Origin of the sequence: Pantoea sp. AN62 (genome assembly GCF_050432985.1) — a bacterium.
In the GTDB taxonomy this organism is placed as follows: Bacteria; Pseudomonadota; Gammaproteobacteria; order Enterobacterales; family Enterobacteriaceae; genus Pantoea; species Pantoea brenneri.
The window spans coordinates 98,072-113,637 of record NZ_JBNPYB010000015.1; the positions used below are offsets into that span (position 1 = coordinate 98,072).

Genomic DNA, 15,566 nt, shown 5'->3' on the forward strand with positions numbered 1-15,566 from the left:
GGGATGCTCCCCGGCAGCGCGGGGAGAGAGTCAGTTCTTTTTCGCCAGCAGGCGCGGTATCTCGCGCAGGCACCAGGCTTTGGCTTCACCCATGCTGTCACGACGCCACGCCATAATAATATCCACCTCACGGGTATATTCCGGACTCACCACCCGCAGACGGCCTTCGGCAATATCCTGCTCAACCAGCGAATAGGGCATGGTGGCGACGCCCAGCCCGGCCAGCAAGGCCCGGCGTTTGTCTTCCATGCTGCTGACGGTCAGGCGCTGTTGCTTATCCAGCAACTGTACGGTCAGAACCGGGCGCTCACGCGCCGTATCCGCCACTGCAATACCGCGATATTTCACGCGCGTCACTTCAGACTGCGGTTCGGGCTCGTCATGAATCGGGTGGTCGGCGCTGGCGACATAAACACTCATCATGGTGTAAAGCTTGCGGGTGTTGATCTCGGTCGAAGCGCGGAAATGCAGATCGGGGGCAATCATAATGTCGGCCCGTCCCTGTTCCAGCCGTTCCCACGCGCCAGCCAGCACTTCAGTGACCAGCGAAAACTGGGTATTGGCTTTGTCAGCCAGCCGCGTCACCAGCGGAAACAGCGCCTCGGTCGGCACCAGCGCTTCGGTAACGATGGTCAGATGGGTTTCCCAGCCGCGCGCCAGTGCTTCCGCATCGGTGGTCAGCTTATCGGCCGCTTCCAGCAGCACCCGGCCACGCTCCAGCAGCATGCGTCCCACGTTGGTAAACTTGGTGCGGTGGCCGGAACGGTCAAACAGCACCACATCCAGCTCCTCTTCCAGTTTTTGCATGGTGTAGCTGAGAGCGGAGGGCACCCGGCCCAGCTCGTCAGCGGCTGCTGCAAAACTTCCGCGTCGATCAATTGCATCCATAACGCGTAAAGATTCAAGGGTTAACGCACGCTCTTTAGCCATCCCGGTTCTCTGTCAGGAAATTTGAACATGCCAGGCAGATTAACTGGCTAACAATCCGGCGTCCAGACTTTTACCATATGGGCATAAAGTCCGTGGCCGATCCTCGCCACCGGATGCTGGAGGTAAACAATGATAACAACACGCAGTGCGTCCGCTTGTGGTCAGGCCGATTTCGGTTGGTTGCAGGCGCGCTACAGTTTCTCTTTTGGCCACTATTTTGATCCTAAACTGATGGGTTATGCCTCGCTACGGGTACTCAACCAGGAAGTGCTGGCACCGGGCGCCGCTTTTCAGCCGCGCACCTATCCGCAGGTCGATGTGCTGAACATCGTGCTGCAGGGTGAAGCGGAATACCGCGACAGCGAGGGCAACCACATCACCGTACGTGAAGGGGAAGCGCTGCTGCTCTCTGCTCAGCCGGGCGTGAGTTACAGCGAGATCAACCTGAGTAAAGAGCGCCCGCTGACGCGGATGCAACTGTGGCTGGCCGCCTGTCCGGAGCGGGAAAACCCACGGATGCAGAAAATCGCGCTGTCAGAAGGGCAAACCACCCAGTTGCTGGCCTCGCCAGACGGCGCGGACGGCAGTCTGCAACTGCGCCAGCAGGTGTGGATTCATCAGGTGGAACTGGCACCCGGTGAACAGCATTCGATGCAGTTACACGGTCCGCGCGCCTATCTGCAATCGATTCATGGCTCGCTGGACGCTGTCTCTGGTACCGAGTATCAGGAAAAACTCGGCTGTGGTGATGGGGCATTTTTGCAGGAAGAACAGCAGCTCAGGCTGACGGCGAAAACGGCCACCCGGGCGTTAATTATTGATATCCCGGTCTGATGATTCAGCCATAAAAAAGGCGGCCATGGCCGCCTTTTTGCTGTCTGAGGGTTTACTTCAGCATAGTGAACGCGGTGGTCACGTGCTTAACGCCACTTACCCGGCTGGCCACATCGGCCGCTGCCTGGGCTTCCTGCGGCGTTACCAGACCCAACAGGAACACTTCGCCATTTTCGGTGGTGACTTTCACATTGGATGATTTCACCTGATCGCTGCCCAGCAGCTGCGAACGGATTTTGGTAGTAATCCAGGTATCCGAAGAGGAGGTTCCCAGCGTCACTTTCTGGCCGATACGAATTTCGTTATAGACCTCGGTTGCGCCATCCACGCCCATGGTGATCTGTTTAGCCCGGTCGGCGATCTCCTGCGAAGGGGCCTGGCCGGTCAGCAGGACTTTGCCCTGATAAGCGGTAGCGATAACGCGGGCATCACTTTTGATTTGTTGATCTTTGGCTAAGGCGTTAGAGACACGTAATTCCAGCGTGCCATCATCGACCTGGGTGCCGACGGTGCGTGGATCGGTGGCCGTCTTGGTGGCGACAGCGGCGCTGCCGGCAACCACGGCAACACAGCCTTGCAGCAGCATTGCGGTTAACAGGATGGCTACAGCGTTCAATGCTTTCATTGGAGCTCCTTCGGTCATTCCTGGTGTGGAAACAGGGTGTTATCGATCAGATCGCATAAACAGTTGAGGGTCAGCATGTGCATCTCCTGAATACGGGCACTGCGGTGCGACGGGATGCGAATTTCCACATCATGTGGGCCCAGCAGTCCGGCAAGTTCGCCACCATCATACCCGGTAAGCGCAACGATAGTCATATCGCGCGTCACTGCCGCCTCAACGGCTTTAACAATGTCACGGGTATTACCGCGCGTGGAGATGGCCAGCAGTACGTCGCCCGCCTGGCCGAGGGCCCGCACCTGCTTGGCGTAAACCTCGTCATGCAGACGATCGTTGCCAATCGCGGTCAGCATCACATTGTCGGCACTCAACGCCAGCGCCGGCAGGCTGGGGCGCTCAGTTTCGAAACGGTTGATCATGCTGGCGGCAAAGTGCTGAGCATTGGCTGATGAGGCACCATTGCCGCAGCTGAGGATTTTATTGCCGTTCAGTAACGACTGCACCAGCGTCATCGCCGCACGGGAAATGGCATCGGGCAACGCTTCTGCAGCGGCAATCTGGGTTTGGATACTTTCGGTAAAACACGCTTTAATTCTGTCCTGCACACGACCACCTGGTTCTAAACGTCTGCATTAAAGGCATTCGGCAGCCACTCGAGCGCCGTGCCGGTAATGGCGATGATGTCGAAACGGCAATTCACTGTTTCAAAACTGCCGCCGCGTTGTGCCAGCCAGAGAGCGGCAGCACGCAGCAGCTTATGTTGTTTCTCGCGGGTCACGCTGGCGAGGGCGCCACCGTAACGCGCATCGCGCCGGTAGCGAACTTCGACAAACACCCAACAGTGCCCGTCGCGCATAATCAGGTCAAGTTCCCCGCCGCGACAATGGACATTGCTGGCTTCCCATTTAAGGCCTGCCTGCTCCAGATAGCGGCGGGCACGCTGTTCGTGCCCGGCACCAATCTGACGGCGATTTAGTTGGCCGGCGCGATTTCGCCCCGACGATACTGGTTCCATGTCAACTTCCTGTTGATCACACAATCCGCATCGGCGCTGAGCTTGCCGGTATTGCCGTCCAGCGTAAAGCCCGGTGACTGACGCATCTGGTTAAAGTGATTCGCCAGCGTCCAGGCATCAATTCCCATCGCATACAGACGCACCAGCGAATAGTCATTGTTAAAGGACTTAGACGCCTGCTGCATCAGACCCGGATTGGTGCCGGAGAGCAGCGGAATATCACTGAACTGCAGGCCATCCATCTCCAGCCGGAAGTCGGCACCGGCACCCGCCTGGGCACTGCGGGAACTGGCATACAGCGCGATGTTGCTGCGGCTACCGGTACGCATGGTGATCATCGGTTTAATCAGCTGCAGCTCGCCTTGTGTTGAGACGATATAGACCGCATCGACCGCGCCGTCACCGCTGGGGCTGGCGACGTCTGGCGTGCTCTGCTGCGGAGCCGGAATGTTCACGCCCGCAATCGAGACGCCCTGCGGCTCGGCAGGTGCGGCGTTAACCGGCGTGCCGGATAAACTGATGCCTGCGCCACTGTTGATGCCCTGTTTCAGCTCAGCGGTGGAACCGAAGCGCTGCTGCAGCACGGTGCTGCCGCCCAGCGTCTGCCACTCCTGAGTAAATGCGTTAGTCACGCGATCGCCCAGTCCACTGCGTGGCACCAGCAACAGCGGCTGACGCTTGCCCTGATCCCAGATATGGTGCGCGGCATCGCGCGCTTCGTCTTCAGGAGAAAGCGCAAAGTAACAAATATTCGGATGGTTCTGGATCTTTTCCGGCTCGTTAAGCGCCAGCACATTTAATGGCGTCTGGCTGTTAGCGACCTGCTCAACGTCACTCTTCAGCAGTGGGCCAACCACGATGGTGGCGCCATCCTGCTGTGCCTGCTGCATCACCTGCTGAATCGGCTGGCTGCTGGTGTCGTAGACTTTGATCTGCGCATTGCTGGCCGGTTGTGCGGCGGCTGGCTGCGTCGCCGCGGGTTGGGTTGCAGCAGGCTGTGCGGCGGCCGGCTGTGGCGTTGCCGCATCGGCAGGCTGCGCTTGCGGCGCGCTGATTGGCGCAGCAGAAGGACTGACGACCGCATCAGCAGAGGCGGGCTGTGCACTGGCGGTAGCATCCGCTGTCGCGGGCTGGGTAGCCGCCGGCTGCGGCGCTGGCGTCAGTGCGCCATTTTTGGCGTCATTAAAGCCTTTCTGAATCGCATTGGCGAACACCTGCGCCTGGCCGTTCAGCGGCAGCAACAGCGCAATGATGCTGGTGGAGGCTTTAATGTAGTTCTGCATCTGACTCAGCTGAGTCGGTAAGGTTTTGGCTGCCGGGTTCTGCGGATAACGGGTCTGCCAGTCTTTAATGGCGGACTTCAGCATCTCAGCATCCTGGGTATTGGCACGCCAAACCGCGAGCAGATCCAGCCAGCCCTGCAAAACATTTTCGTCGGCGTTGATCACCAGATTACTGACTTCCTGCGGTGGCATCTGCGTCAGTGCCTGCCAGGTGGCGTCAATATTACTTTGATGATCCGGGCCTTTCAGTAGCGGCTCCTGCGCAATATAGGTACGCAGCAGCGAGAGCGAAGGGCGGCCCTGGGCGATAGCAATCTGCAAACCGTAATAGCGGGCCAGCTGATCCTGCGACAGCGCGCTGGTTTTCACCTGCTCTAAACGCGACTGCGCTTCTTTGACCTGCTGTTTTGACAGCTGCAACTGCGCCTGCAACAGCAATAGCTCCTGCTGCTGGGTGTCTGAAAGCTGTTGCGGCAGCTGGCTGAGCTGCTGGGTCGCCTCAGGATACTTTCCTTCCTTCAACAGGGCGCGGATTGCAAGTAATTGCCAGTCGGTCTTGCTATCATCGCTGCTCTGCTGCGCTTGTTGCAGATAATAGGCTGAGCTGGCGGTAGCAGGCCCCTGAATATTGACGGTTGAGGTTTGCGGCCCCTGACCGCTACACGCGGCTAAAATCAGCCCGGCAAGAATGACAGGCAGAAAGCGTCCTGCTTTACGACGAACGACTTTTGAAGGAAGCATACTGTATCCAGTGATGTTTTTTTCAAGATGCTCAATATTAAATCGGCAATTCGGATGAAACAATGAAACAACTCGATCGGGCAGAGATTTCTGCCAGCACGCTCTACATCGTTCCAACCCCGATTGGTAATTTGGGTGATATCACCCAGCGGGCGCTGACGGTGCTTTCGAGCGTCGATCTGGTCGCTGCGGAAGATACACGTCATACCGGGCTGTTGCTACAACATTTCGCCATCACTGCGCGACTCTTCGCACTTCACGACCACAACGAGCAACAGAAGGCCGAGCTGCTGCTGACGAAGCTGCAAGAGGGGCAAAGCATAGCCTTAGTTTCCGATGCAGGCACGCCGCTGATTAACGATCCCGGCTACCATCTGGTGCGGCGCTGTCGCGAAGCCGGGATTCGGGTGGTGCCGCTGCCAGGCGCCTGTGCCGCTATCGCCGCCCTGAGTGCTGCCGGATTGCCGTCCGATCGTTTCTGTTACGAAGGGTTTCTGCCGGCCAAAACCAAAGGCCGATGCGATACCTTACGTGCGCTGGTGCAGGAGCCACGTACCCTGATCTTCTACGAATCGACCCACCGTCTGCTGGACAGCCTGCAGGACATGGTGACCGAACTGGGCGCGGACCGGTATGTGGTGCTGGCGCGCGAGCTGACCAAAACCTGGGAGTCGATTTACGGTGCGCCGGTCGCCGAGCTGCTGGCGTGGGTGAAAGAGGATGAAAATCGTCGCAAAGGCGAGATGGTGCTGATTGTCGAAGGCCACAAGGCCGACGAAGAGGCGCTACCGCCTGACGCACTGCGCACGCTGGCGCTGTTGCAGAAAGAGTTACCGCTTAAGCGAGCCGCTGCCCTGACCGCTGAGATCCATGGCTTGAAGAAAAATGCGCTCTACAAATATGCGCTGGAGCAGCAAGAGGCGTGACAAATGGCGGCGAATGCCCTATCATCCCGCGCCGAAGCTGACCAGACAGTCGCCGCTTTGTCGTCGTCCTCACTTGTGGGGAGACGGGCAGAGGGGAGGAAAGTCCGGGCTCCATAGGGCAGGGTGCCAGGTAACGCCTGGGAGGCGCAAGCCTACGACCAGTGCAACAGAGAGCAAACCGCCGATGGCCCAGTAATGGGATCAGGTAAGGGTGAAAGGGTGCGGTAAGAGCGCACCGCGCGACTGGCAACAGTTCGTGGCACGGTAAACTCCACCCGGAGCAAGGCCAAATAGGGGTTCACAAGGTACGGCCCGTACTGAACCCGGGTAGGCTGCTTGAGCCAGTGAGTGATTGCTGGCCTAGATGAATGACTGTCCACGACAGAACCCGGCTTAACGGTCAGCTTCGACTACTTCTAAAAACCCCGCTTCGGCGGGGTTTTTGCTTTGCGGGCTAAGTGCAGACAGTGATGAATGACTGTCCACGACGCTTTTTATAAAAGAAGGCGGCTCAACAGTCAGCTTCGACTTGTTACTAAAAACCCCGCTTCGGCGGGGTTTTTGCTTATTAGCCGCTGAGGCATCAGTTCCCACCCGTTGAGATGTGAGTACCGAAAATACCAGACGGAATTAACCGCGGCCGTGCGGCTCATCCCAGTCAAACGCCGGTCCCAGCGAAATCACGCCGTTCGGGTTGATGGTCTTATGGCTGCAATAGTAGTGATGGCGGATATGCGGCAGGTTAACCGTCTCTGCAATACCGGGCATCTGGTAAATATCGCGCAGGAAACCGCTGAGATTAATGAAATCACCGATGCGATGACGATCGCATTTAAAATGGGTCACGTAGACCGGATCAAAACGCACCAGCGTGGTCCACAGGCGCAGATCCGCTTCGGTCAGCCGATCGCCAGTCAGGTAGCGATGCTGACCGAGGATCTGCTCCAGCCGTGACAGCGAATGAAACAGCGCGGTGACCGCTTCATCATAGGCCGATTGGGAGGTGGCGAAGCCCGCCTTGTAGACGCCGTTATTCACCGTGTCGTAAATCCAGCCGTTCAGCTCATCGATTTTTTCACGCAGGGCAGGCGGATAATAGTCACCGGCTCGGGCCCCAACCGCATCAAACGCGCTGTTGAACATCCGGATGATATCGGCCGATTCATTGCTAACGATGGTGTTCTGCTGCTTGTCCCACAATACCGGCACCGTTACGCGGCCGCTGTAGTGTGGATCGGCGTGCAGATAGAGCTGATAGAGAAATTCATTTTGATAGAGCTTATCGCCGGTTGCCTGCTCAAATTCATCATCGAAGGTCCAGCCATTTTCCAGCATCAGCGGATGCACCACTGACACATCAATCATGCTATCCAGCCCTTTAAGCTGACGCATCAGCAGGGTGCGGTGCGCCCATGGGCAGGCCAGCGAAACGTAGAGATGATAACGGTCACGCTCGGCGGTGAATCCCGCTTTGCCGTCCGGGCCGGCGCTGCCATCGGCCGTGACCCAGTTGCGCCAGGCAGAGGCTGAACGCTTGAAGCGTCCGCCGGTCGATTTGGTGTCGTACCAGGTGTCATGCCAGACACCGTCAATTAGCTGTCCCATATTGCCTCCAATGCAAACAGGGCGAGGTTATTTCCTCGCCCTGTTAAGTCTGTCTGTGATGATGCTTATCTGAGTTTAGCGTGCAATCGCCGACTGTGGTTTTCTTTTGCTCAGCAGACGGTCGATGCTGTAAGCGCCCGGACCCACCAGACCTAACACCAGGAAGCCGCCGGCAATTGACAGGTTCTTCATGAACATCAGCTGGTTGACGCCTTCGGCAAAGTTACTGTGGAACAGAAACGCCGTCAGGATGGTGAAACCGGCAGTAAACAGCGCGGTAAAACGGGTCAGGAAACCGAACAGAATCGCCAGGCCGCCGCCGAATTCGAGCAGGATAACCAGCGGCAGCATCACGCCAGGCACGCCCATCGCTTCCATATATTGCTGGGTCGCCGCATAACCAGTGATTTTGCCCCAGCCCGCGGTAATGAACAGGATTGGCATCAGGATGCGAGCCAGTAACAAACCAGTATCTTCGAATTTTTTCATCATTTACTCCAGCGCTATAAATATTGCAGGACCGTTGCCCGCAGGGTTTATTCCCGCTGAAAGCTGTGCTGCCATTCATTGGGTTGATAGCTGGAGATGATAGTCGCGGCGCGGAAAGGTTGTAAGCGATATAAACTGTCGATGTTTTTCAGAAATTCTGAAGAAGAGAAGCCGGTCTTTTCAGGACCGGCTTTAAGCAGGATTAACGCGGCGGCAAGGCGGATTTGATCATGCGCCAGGTGCTCCAGGCGCCAAACCCGCGTTTTGCCCAGCGTAACAGCATGTTGGGACTGCGAATCGAGTAGATCGCCAGCGCGCTGCTGCCGATCGCCAGATAGCGACGTAAACTGAGGAAAGTAAACCAGCCGCGGTCGTAATGGGCGGTCCCTTCCAGCCAGTCACGGCGCGCAGCGCTGAGATCAAGCCGCTGCTGCTGCACATGCTTAAGCAGTTCATGGATGCGTTCTTCACGCTCGCGGCGGCTCATTAACGCTGATCCTCAAGTAAGCTGCGGTCAGTATCCAGCTCTTTGCGCGTGTGGCGCAACAGCGTGGACTGACGCGATTTACGTAGCGTCCAGAGTCCGAGGATAATCGCCAGCAGGAACAGCGCCCCGGTGGTGATACCGATGGCCATCAGGCGATACTGTGCATCCACTGCCCAGATGATCAATACCATCAGACTCATCAGGCCAAAAGCGGTGAACAGCATCGTCAGGCCAACCATCAACAGCAGCTGTATCAGGTTAGCTTTCTCTTCTTCCAGTTCCACCACTGCCAGACGAACGCGCGTCTCAACCATACCAACCAGCGTGGTAACGATACGCTGACCTATGTTAATGACCCCTTTAGCCGGGCCGTGGTTATGCTGTGAATCTGCCATAATTAACGACGCGAAATGAGGATGCCCAGTGCGACGCCAATCGCAGCACCGATACCGACACCATGCCATGGATTTTCACGCACGTAGCCTTCTGCTTTCTGCGCGGCTTCGCGGGTGGTGGCAGCGATGCGTTCGCTTGACTCGCCTAAGCGCTCACGTGAGCTGTCCAGCGCCACACGCGCTTTGTTACGCAGCTTATCCAGCTCGCCTTTGGATTTCTCAGTGCTGCTGCTCAGCACCTCTTCCAGGGTGTCAGCAAGGTTTTTCAGTTCAGCACGCAAATGTTCCGATGATGTGTCTTTAGACATAAAATACTCCTTTAACATCAGTAGATTAATTCCGATTAATAGGGCTCCGCCTGTAACTTCTTCAGCTCCCGGCGCGCGTCATCCAGTTTTTGTTCTCGTTTAGCAATCTTCTCCTTGTCATGGCCCTCATCACGCTCTTCCCTGAGTTCGTGTTCGCGCTCAGCAACTTTCTGCTTCTGAGCGTTAATTCTTTCCAGATGCGCAGCCTCAAGCTTCTTGTCAGTACAGTCGGCACGCACCTCGGTCAGTGCACGCTCCAGACCGTTGACGCGACGCTGATTGTTATGCTTCTGCGCCATCTCAATCTCACGCTGAATATCCTGCTCTTTCTGCTGACACAGCGATTCAGCCGCCAGCAACGATCCTGACAGCGAAAACAGCGCGATTCCCAGTAATACTTGATATTTCATCAGGCTTTGTACCTTCCGTTGTTACCTGACCCGTCACCACGCCACGAATCCGCTTGCGCCACGTGCTGAGAATCAACTCTCGGTTAAGCATAGACATCAGCGGTAAAAAGTTCAAAGAACACCGGGAGATAGAGTTCACTTCAGACCGTGCCAGCCTGCGCCACGGTCTGAAGTGTTAACAGCGAGGAAAAGGAGATTACGCCAGCGACAGGCGTTGAGACTGTTCGTGTTGCGCCACAATAAAGCCCTGAGGCAGCAGACGGCGCAGAACTTTTTGCGCCGCCAGACTCTGTTCTTCACTGTCGAAATGAATGATCAGCGCGTCGCCGGCCGGGGTAATGCTCTTAATGCGAATCCCCTGGGCGCTCAGCTGTTGATAAAGGTAGAAGCCGTCGGGCAGGGTAGCACCCGCGTGCGATACGCGAATCTGCACCACCGTTTCATGCCGCATCAGCGTCGGTGCAATGCCAATGGCAATCAGCGCAAAAACGCCAGCAATCAGCCACGGTAACCACCGTTTAGGAATAGCCTGTAGCAATTTCATTACTCAGCTTTCCCGTTTTGATCCGCCTGTCGTTTACGCCACAACACCACCAGCGATCCCACCAGGCCAAACACCAGCAGCGCCAGCGGCAGCATCATCAGGAAGAACATCAGTTCGTCCTCATAACGGCGGAAAATCGGCGTTTTGCCCAGTGCAAAGCCCAGCACGGTTAAAATGACCACCCAAAGGAAGGCGCTGACCCAGTTAAAGAACTGAAAGCGGGCATTGCTCAGGCCGGACAATCCGGCAATGGTTGGCAGCAGAGTGCGGACAAAGGCGATAAAGCGGCCAATCAGCAGCGCCGATAAACCGTGCCGGTGAAACAGGCTGTGGGCGCGCAGATGATATTGCGCCGGCAGGTGTGATAACCATTTTTGCACCGTGGGCGTATTGCCGAGCCAGCGCCCCTGAATATAACTCACCCAGCAACCGAGGCTGGCGCCGGTCGTCAGGACCAGAATGGTAAGTGGAAAAGTCATGGTGCCTTTAGCAATCAGCACGCCGACCAGAATCAGCAGACTGTCGCCGGGCAAAAAGGCGGCGGGGAGCAGGCCATTTTCCAGAAACAAAATCATAAACAGCACGCCGTAAATGGCCCATACCAGCGTGGGGTCGGAAAGCGTTTCGTAGTCCTGTTGCCACAAGGCATGCAGCAACGCTTGCAAAATATCCATCAATCTTTCCTGAACATCATTGTTAAACATGTCCCACGGGACTTGAGCACAGACTGGCAGTTAGTTGTAAATTTTAGGCGCGCAGCCTGGGCAGGATTTTCCGGATCCTTCCAGAATTGATCGTTAAATCAGCGACTTTATAAACCCCTGTCGCAAAGGGTAAGAAAAGGGCGATAACTGTAACAAAAATCACCCATCCGAAACAGGAAAACTGATCGGTGAACAGGAGTTTTACCTTGTGAAACGGTGTGTAAAAAGGAGCTTTACATGACCTGACACTATTGCAGATTAACTGACCATGCTGAACGCTTTTCAAACCCGTTAGCGGGCGTTATTTGACCCGTCTGGCAGGATGACCGGATTTTCCCCGAACATGTAACGGTCCACGTTAAATTCGAAATCATCCGCCGTGGCATTGAACAGCATCTGTTTAGTATTTTCCAGATGTTGCCACATCGCCAGTTTACTGGCGGCCGGATCTTTGCGCATCAGGGCTTTAAGGATCTGATCATGGTCATCGCACCAGCTGAGGATGCTGCGCTGGTCGATGTGCTCGTGGAGTTTGAGCCAGTAAGGATTGTGCAGGCGATGCAGCCACATTTTTTCAACGATGGCAGCTAACGCGCTGTTCTGGGTGGACTGGGCAATACGAACGTGGAACTGCATATCCCATTCGGAATCACGGAAATGATCTTCCTGACGGGCTTTTTCCTGAATCGCCATCAGGTCGATAATATCCTGGCGGGTCACCTGCGTGGCGGCGAACTCGGCCACGTTACTTTCGATCAGCTGACGTGCCTGTAATAACTCGAACGGGCCAAAAGTGGCGAACTCCAGCTGACTGCTGGTCGGTGCAATGCGGTTCTGCTGCTGGCTGGCCATTACGTGGATACCCGAGCCCTTGCGTACCTCAACATAGCCTTCGACTTCCAGCATGATGATCGCTTCACGGACTACGGTGCGACTCACTTCCATCTCTTCAGCAATCAGGCGCTCGGCCGGCAGTTTCTCGCCGATCGGGTAGATTCCGGCTTCAATGCGGCGTTTCAGCTCGCTGGCCAGCTGTTGATAGAGTCGACGGGATTCAGTGAGGTCCATAGCACAGTCCAGGTAGCAAACAGAGAGTTGTTATACCACTTTGCGTCGTGCGAGGAAATGGGCTGGCCTACGCCAGCCCGGAAGACTAACTGCGAGCCACTGCGGCCTGCGGTGCGGTTACGGTTGGCGTAAGCTCTGAAATCGGTTTGTTTTTCAATACCGTCCAGATCACTACGGCACCCAGCAGGTCGAATACCGCCAGCGCGGCAAACAGCGGACTGAAGCCCAGCGTATCGGCCAGTGCACCCACCACCAGCGCAAACATGGTGCTGGCTGTCCAGGCTGCCATGCCGGTTAAGCCGTTAGCGGTCGCCACTTCATTGCGGCCGAAGACGTCAGAGGAGAGGGTGATCAGGGCGCCAGAAAGTGCCTGATGAGCAAAACCACCGACGCACAGCAGGGCGATGGCCACGTACGGGCTGGTAAACAGGCCGATTGTACCCGGCGCAATCATCAGCACCGCACCCATGGTGACCACCAGTTTACGTGAGACGATCAGATTGACGCCAAACCAGCGCTGAAACAGCGGCGGCAGATATCCGCCAATAATACAGCCAAAGTCGGCGAACAGCATCGGCATCCAGGCAAACAGCGCAATCTCTTTCAGATTGAAGCCGTAAACCTTAAACATGAACAGCGGGATCCAGGCGTTGAAGGTCCCCCAGGCCGGTTCAGCCAGAAAACGCGGCAGCGCAATGCCCCAGAACTGACGATTGCGGATAATTTCCAGCGCCGACATTTTGCGGGTGTTACCGGTCTGATGCTGCGCTTCCTGACCGGAAATGATGTAGTCGCGCTCTTCATCACTGAGTTTAGTCTGCTGTTTCGGGTGTTTGTAAAACACCAGCCAGCACAGGGCCCACGCCATGCTCAGCACGCCGGTAATGATAAACGCCATCTGCCAGCTGTGGGCCATAATCGCCCACACCACCAGCGGCGGTGCCAGCATCGCCCCGATTGACGAGCCGACGTTGAAATAGCCGACCGCCACCGAGCGTTCTTTGGCCGGGAACCATTCGCTACTGGCTTTCAGACCCGCCGGGATCATCGCCGCTTCTGCCGCACCCACCGCACCGCGAGCCAGCGCAAAACCGCCCCAGCTACCGGCCATCGCAGTGGCGGCGCAGAAGATAGCCCACAACACAGCAAACACTGCATAACCGACTTTGGTGCCCAGCAGATCGAGCACATAGCCCGCCACAGGCTGCATCAGCGTATAACAGGCTGAATAGGCTGCGACGATGTAGGAGTACTGCTGCGTGGTGATATGCAGTTCAGTTTGTAAGGTGGGGGCCGCCACCGCGATGGTGTTGCGGGTCAGATACCCTAACACCGTGCCGAGAGTCACCAGTCCAATCATGTACCAGCGTAACCCTTTGATTTTACGCATCCTCTACCTCTTCCAGTTCTGTATGCGGTCATGCCGCTGTTGTTATCTGGAGCGGGACAGCTCGTGATGCAGCTCTGCTCACGCCCGCAGGTCCTGTCTGAGCGACCGTTACTGACCTTGCCGTTTGTGAGTCAAAACACCCTCACGATGGAGCGAGAGCCTAACTTGTTATACAACTTTAAAAGTTGAGAGCCATCACAAAAACCCTTTCTGCGCTGTGGGATACTGGAAACCTGCGAAATGACAGCCATTTAGCACGCTACAGGCGACAAAAGTGTCCATAACCGCCGGCAGACAACGTCGTTTATGTGAGCAGGATCGCAAATAAATCCGCAGCGCGCTGAAATTGGTATGATAACTTTGAGCCATTAGCGGTTCAGTTGATGAGGAAGTTTCTATGTCGCGTTTTATGACCGAGGATTTTTTGCTGGATAACGAGTTCGCCCGTCGTCTCTATCACGACTATGCGAAGGATCAGCCGATTTTCGACTATCACTGCCATTTGCCGCCGCAGCAGATTGCCGAAAATTATCGCTTCGCTAACCTTTACGATATCTGGCTGAAAGGCGATCACTACAAGTGGCGGGCGATGCGCGCCAACGGTGTACCGGAGGCGCTCTGTACCGGCGACGCCAGCGATCGTGAAAAGTTTGATGCCTGGGCGCGTACCGTGCCGCATACCATCGGCAACCCGCTCTATCACTGGACTCATCTGGAATTACGCCGGCCTTTCGGGATTACCGATACGCTGCTGTCGGAAAAAACCGCGGATAGCATCTGGCATCGCTGCAACGAACTGCTGGCGCAGGACAGCTTTACCGCGCGCGGCATCATGCAGCAGATGAAGGTGAAAATGGTCGGTACCACCGACGATCCGCTGGACGATCTGCGTCATCATCACGCACTGGCGCAGGACAGCAGCTTTACTGTCAAAGTGCTGCCGAGCTGGCGGCCGGACAAAGCATTCAATATTGAAGCGGAAACCTTCCTGCCGTGGATTGAGACGCTGGAGCAGCTGACCGACATCAGCGTGCAGCGTTTTGACGATCTGCGCAGCGCGCTCTATCAGCGGCTGGATCACTTTGCGGCGCACGGCTGTAAAGTCTCCGATCACGCGCTGGACGTGGTCTGTTATGCCGAAGCGGATGACGCTACGCTGGATGGGATTCTGGCGCGCCGCCGCAGCGGCACGGCACCCAATCCGCAGGAGACCGCCCAGTTCAAAACCGCGGTGCTGGTGTGGCTGGGCAGTGAATATGCCCGTCGCGGCTGGGTGCAGCAGTATCACATTGGCGCGTTACGCAACACCAACCCGCGTCAGTATCAGCTGTTAGGGCCGGATGTGGGCTTCGACTCGATTAACGATCAGCCGCTGGCTGAACCGCTGGCCCGGCTGCTGGGCGCGCAGAATCTCAATAATGCGCTGCCAAAAACCATTCTCTACTGCCTTAATCCGCGCGATAACGAAGTGCTGGCGACCATGGCCGGTAACTTCCAGGGTGAAGGTCAGGCCGGCAAGATGCAATTTGGTTCCGCCTGGTGGTTCAACGATCAGCTTGATGGCATGCAGCGGCAGATGACCCAGCTGGCGCAGATTGGTTTGCTGAGTCGCTTCGTCGGGATGCTGACCGACAGCCGCAGCTTCCTCTCTTACACCCGCCACGAATATTTCCGCCGTCTGCTGTGCCAGATGATCGGTCGCTGGGTGGAGCAGGGCGAAGCGCCAGCGGATGAAGCGCTGTTAGGCGAGATGGTGCAAAACATCTGTTTCAACAATGCCCGTGATTATTTCGGCATTGAGCTGGGAGCTTGATA

18 protein-coding genes and 1 other RNA gene are annotated in these 15,566 nt (G+C 56.5%); 4 read left to right on the top strand and 15 right to left on the bottom strand.

Annotated features, from left to right (window positions below; translation table 11 throughout):
- Window positions 1-30: 30 nt before the first annotated feature.
- Window positions 31-930, bottom strand: a complete 900-nt coding sequence (locus tag FHW04_RS18040; RefSeq protein ID WP_089561921.1) for a LysR family transcriptional regulator — start codon at window positions 928-930, stop codon at window positions 31-33.
- A gap of 129 nt (window positions 931-1,059) precedes the next feature.
- On the opposite strand from FHW04_RS18040, the gene FHW04_RS18045 reads away from it, so the two are divergent.
- Entirely contained in the window at window positions 1,060-1,764 is a 705-nt protein-coding gene (locus FHW04_RS18045) for a pirin family protein (protein WP_031376381.1), read from the top strand.
- Window positions 1,765-1,816: 52 nt separating this feature from the next.
- Here the strand turns inward: FHW04_RS18045 and dolP are convergent, their stop codons facing one another.
- The 4 genes from dolP to FHW04_RS18065 are packed head-to-tail and all read right to left on the bottom strand — an operon-like array spanning window position 1,817 to window position 5,425.
- On the bottom strand, window positions 1,817-2,389 hold the full coding sequence (dolP, locus tag FHW04_RS18050; RefSeq protein ID WP_031376380.1) for a division/outer membrane stress-associated lipid-binding lipoprotein: 573 nt from the start codon (window positions 2,387-2,389) through the stop codon (window positions 1,817-1,819).
- Window positions 2,390-2,403: 14 nt separating this feature from the next.
- The gene (gene diaA / locus FHW04_RS18055; protein ID WP_031376379.1) at window positions 2,404-2,991 is read right to left on the bottom strand and encodes a DnaA initiator-associating protein DiaA; all 588 of its coding nucleotides are present in this window, start codon (window positions 2,989-2,991) and stop codon (window positions 2,404-2,406) included.
- 14 nt (window positions 2,992-3,005) lie between these two features.
- Window positions 3,006-3,401: a YraN family protein gene (locus tag FHW04_RS18060; protein ID WP_031376378.1), complete on the bottom strand. Its 396-nt coding sequence runs from the start codon at window positions 3,399-3,401 to the stop codon at window positions 3,006-3,008.
- The gene (locus FHW04_RS18065; RefSeq protein ID WP_089561922.1) at window positions 3,359-5,425 is read right to left on the bottom strand and encodes a penicillin-binding protein activator; all 2,067 of its coding nucleotides are present in this window, start codon (window positions 5,423-5,425) and stop codon (window positions 3,359-3,361) included. The genes FHW04_RS18060 and FHW04_RS18065 overlap by 43 nt, the downstream gene beginning before the upstream one ends.
- A 62-nt stretch (window positions 5,426-5,487) precedes the next feature.
- Here FHW04_RS18065 and rsmI point away from each other — a divergent pair, with 62 nt between their 5' ends.
- Complete coding sequence (gene rsmI, locus FHW04_RS18070; RefSeq protein ID WP_089561923.1) at window positions 5,488-6,351, top strand: 16S rRNA (cytidine(1402)-2'-O)-methyltransferase; 864 nt, start codon at window positions 5,488-5,490, stop codon at window positions 6,349-6,351.
- Between the two features lie 33 nt (window positions 6,352-6,384).
- Window positions 6,385-6,763: RNase P RNA component class A (gene rnpB / locus FHW04_RS18075), an RNA gene on the top strand.
- Window positions 6,764-6,981: 218 nt separating this feature from the next.
- Here the strand turns inward: rnpB and FHW04_RS18080 are convergent.
- The 10 genes from FHW04_RS18080 to FHW04_RS18125 all read right to left on the bottom strand — a co-directional run bounded on the left by FHW04_RS18080 (window position 6,982) and on the right by FHW04_RS18125 (window position 13,751).
- Window positions 6,982-7,956: a glutathione S-transferase family protein gene (locus tag FHW04_RS18080; RefSeq protein WP_046289265.1), complete on the bottom strand. Its 975-nt coding sequence runs from the start codon at window positions 7,954-7,956 to the stop codon at window positions 6,982-6,984.
- A gap of 75 nt (window positions 7,957-8,031) precedes the next feature.
- Window positions 8,032-8,445, bottom strand: coding sequence for a DoxX family protein (locus FHW04_RS18085; protein ID WP_069729050.1), 414 nt, complete (start codon window positions 8,443-8,445; stop codon window positions 8,032-8,034).
- A 202-nt stretch (window positions 8,446-8,647) separates the two neighbouring features.
- On the bottom strand, window positions 8,648-8,932 hold the full coding sequence (locus FHW04_RS18090; RefSeq protein WP_031377218.1) for a YqjK-like family protein: 285 nt from the start codon (window positions 8,930-8,932) through the stop codon (window positions 8,648-8,650).
- Window positions 8,932-9,327: a phage holin family protein gene (locus FHW04_RS18095; protein WP_031377217.1), complete on the bottom strand. Its 396-nt coding sequence runs from the start codon at window positions 9,325-9,327 to the stop codon at window positions 8,932-8,934. Before FHW04_RS18095 ends, FHW04_RS18090 begins: the two co-directional genes overlap by 1 nt.
- 2 nt (window positions 9,328-9,329) lie before the next feature.
- Window positions 9,330-9,635 carry a DUF883 family protein gene (locus tag FHW04_RS18100; RefSeq protein ID WP_031377216.1) on the bottom strand — a complete coding sequence of 102 codons (306 nt, stop codon included), beginning with the start codon at window positions 9,633-9,635 and terminating at the stop codon, window positions 9,330-9,332.
- Window positions 9,636-9,670: 35 nt separating this feature from the next.
- Window positions 9,671-10,045: a DUF1090 domain-containing protein gene (locus tag FHW04_RS18105; protein ID WP_069729051.1), complete on the bottom strand. Its 375-nt coding sequence runs from the start codon at window positions 10,043-10,045 to the stop codon at window positions 9,671-9,673.
- A 196-nt stretch (window positions 10,046-10,241) separates the two neighbouring features.
- Window positions 10,242-10,589, bottom strand: a complete 348-nt coding sequence (gene mzrA, locus FHW04_RS18110; RefSeq protein ID WP_069729052.1) for an EnvZ/OmpR regulon moderator MzrA — start codon at window positions 10,587-10,589, stop codon at window positions 10,242-10,244.
- Window positions 10,589-11,263 carry a DedA family protein gene (locus FHW04_RS18115; protein ID WP_089561924.1) on the bottom strand — a complete coding sequence of 225 codons (675 nt, stop codon included), beginning with the start codon at window positions 11,261-11,263 and terminating at the stop codon, window positions 10,589-10,591. The genes mzrA and FHW04_RS18115 overlap by 1 nt, the downstream gene beginning before the upstream one ends.
- A gap of 321 nt (window positions 11,264-11,584) precedes the next feature.
- Window positions 11,585-12,361 (bottom strand): transcriptional regulator ExuR, encoded by a 777-nt coding sequence (gene exuR / locus FHW04_RS18120; protein ID WP_031377212.1) that lies wholly within the window; start codon window positions 12,359-12,361, stop codon window positions 11,585-11,587.
- Between the two features lie 85 nt (window positions 12,362-12,446).
- Window positions 12,447-13,751, bottom strand: a complete 1,305-nt coding sequence (locus FHW04_RS18125; RefSeq protein WP_031377211.1) for an MFS transporter — start codon at window positions 13,749-13,751, stop codon at window positions 12,447-12,449.
- A 397-nt stretch (window positions 13,752-14,148) separates the two neighbouring features.
- On the opposite strand from FHW04_RS18125, the gene uxaC reads away from it, so the two are divergent.
- On the top strand, window positions 14,149-15,564 hold the full coding sequence (gene uxaC, locus FHW04_RS18130; protein ID WP_089561925.1) for a glucuronate isomerase: 1,416 nt from the start codon (window positions 14,149-14,151) through the stop codon (window positions 15,562-15,564).
- Window positions 15,565-15,566: the final 2 nt, after the last annotated feature.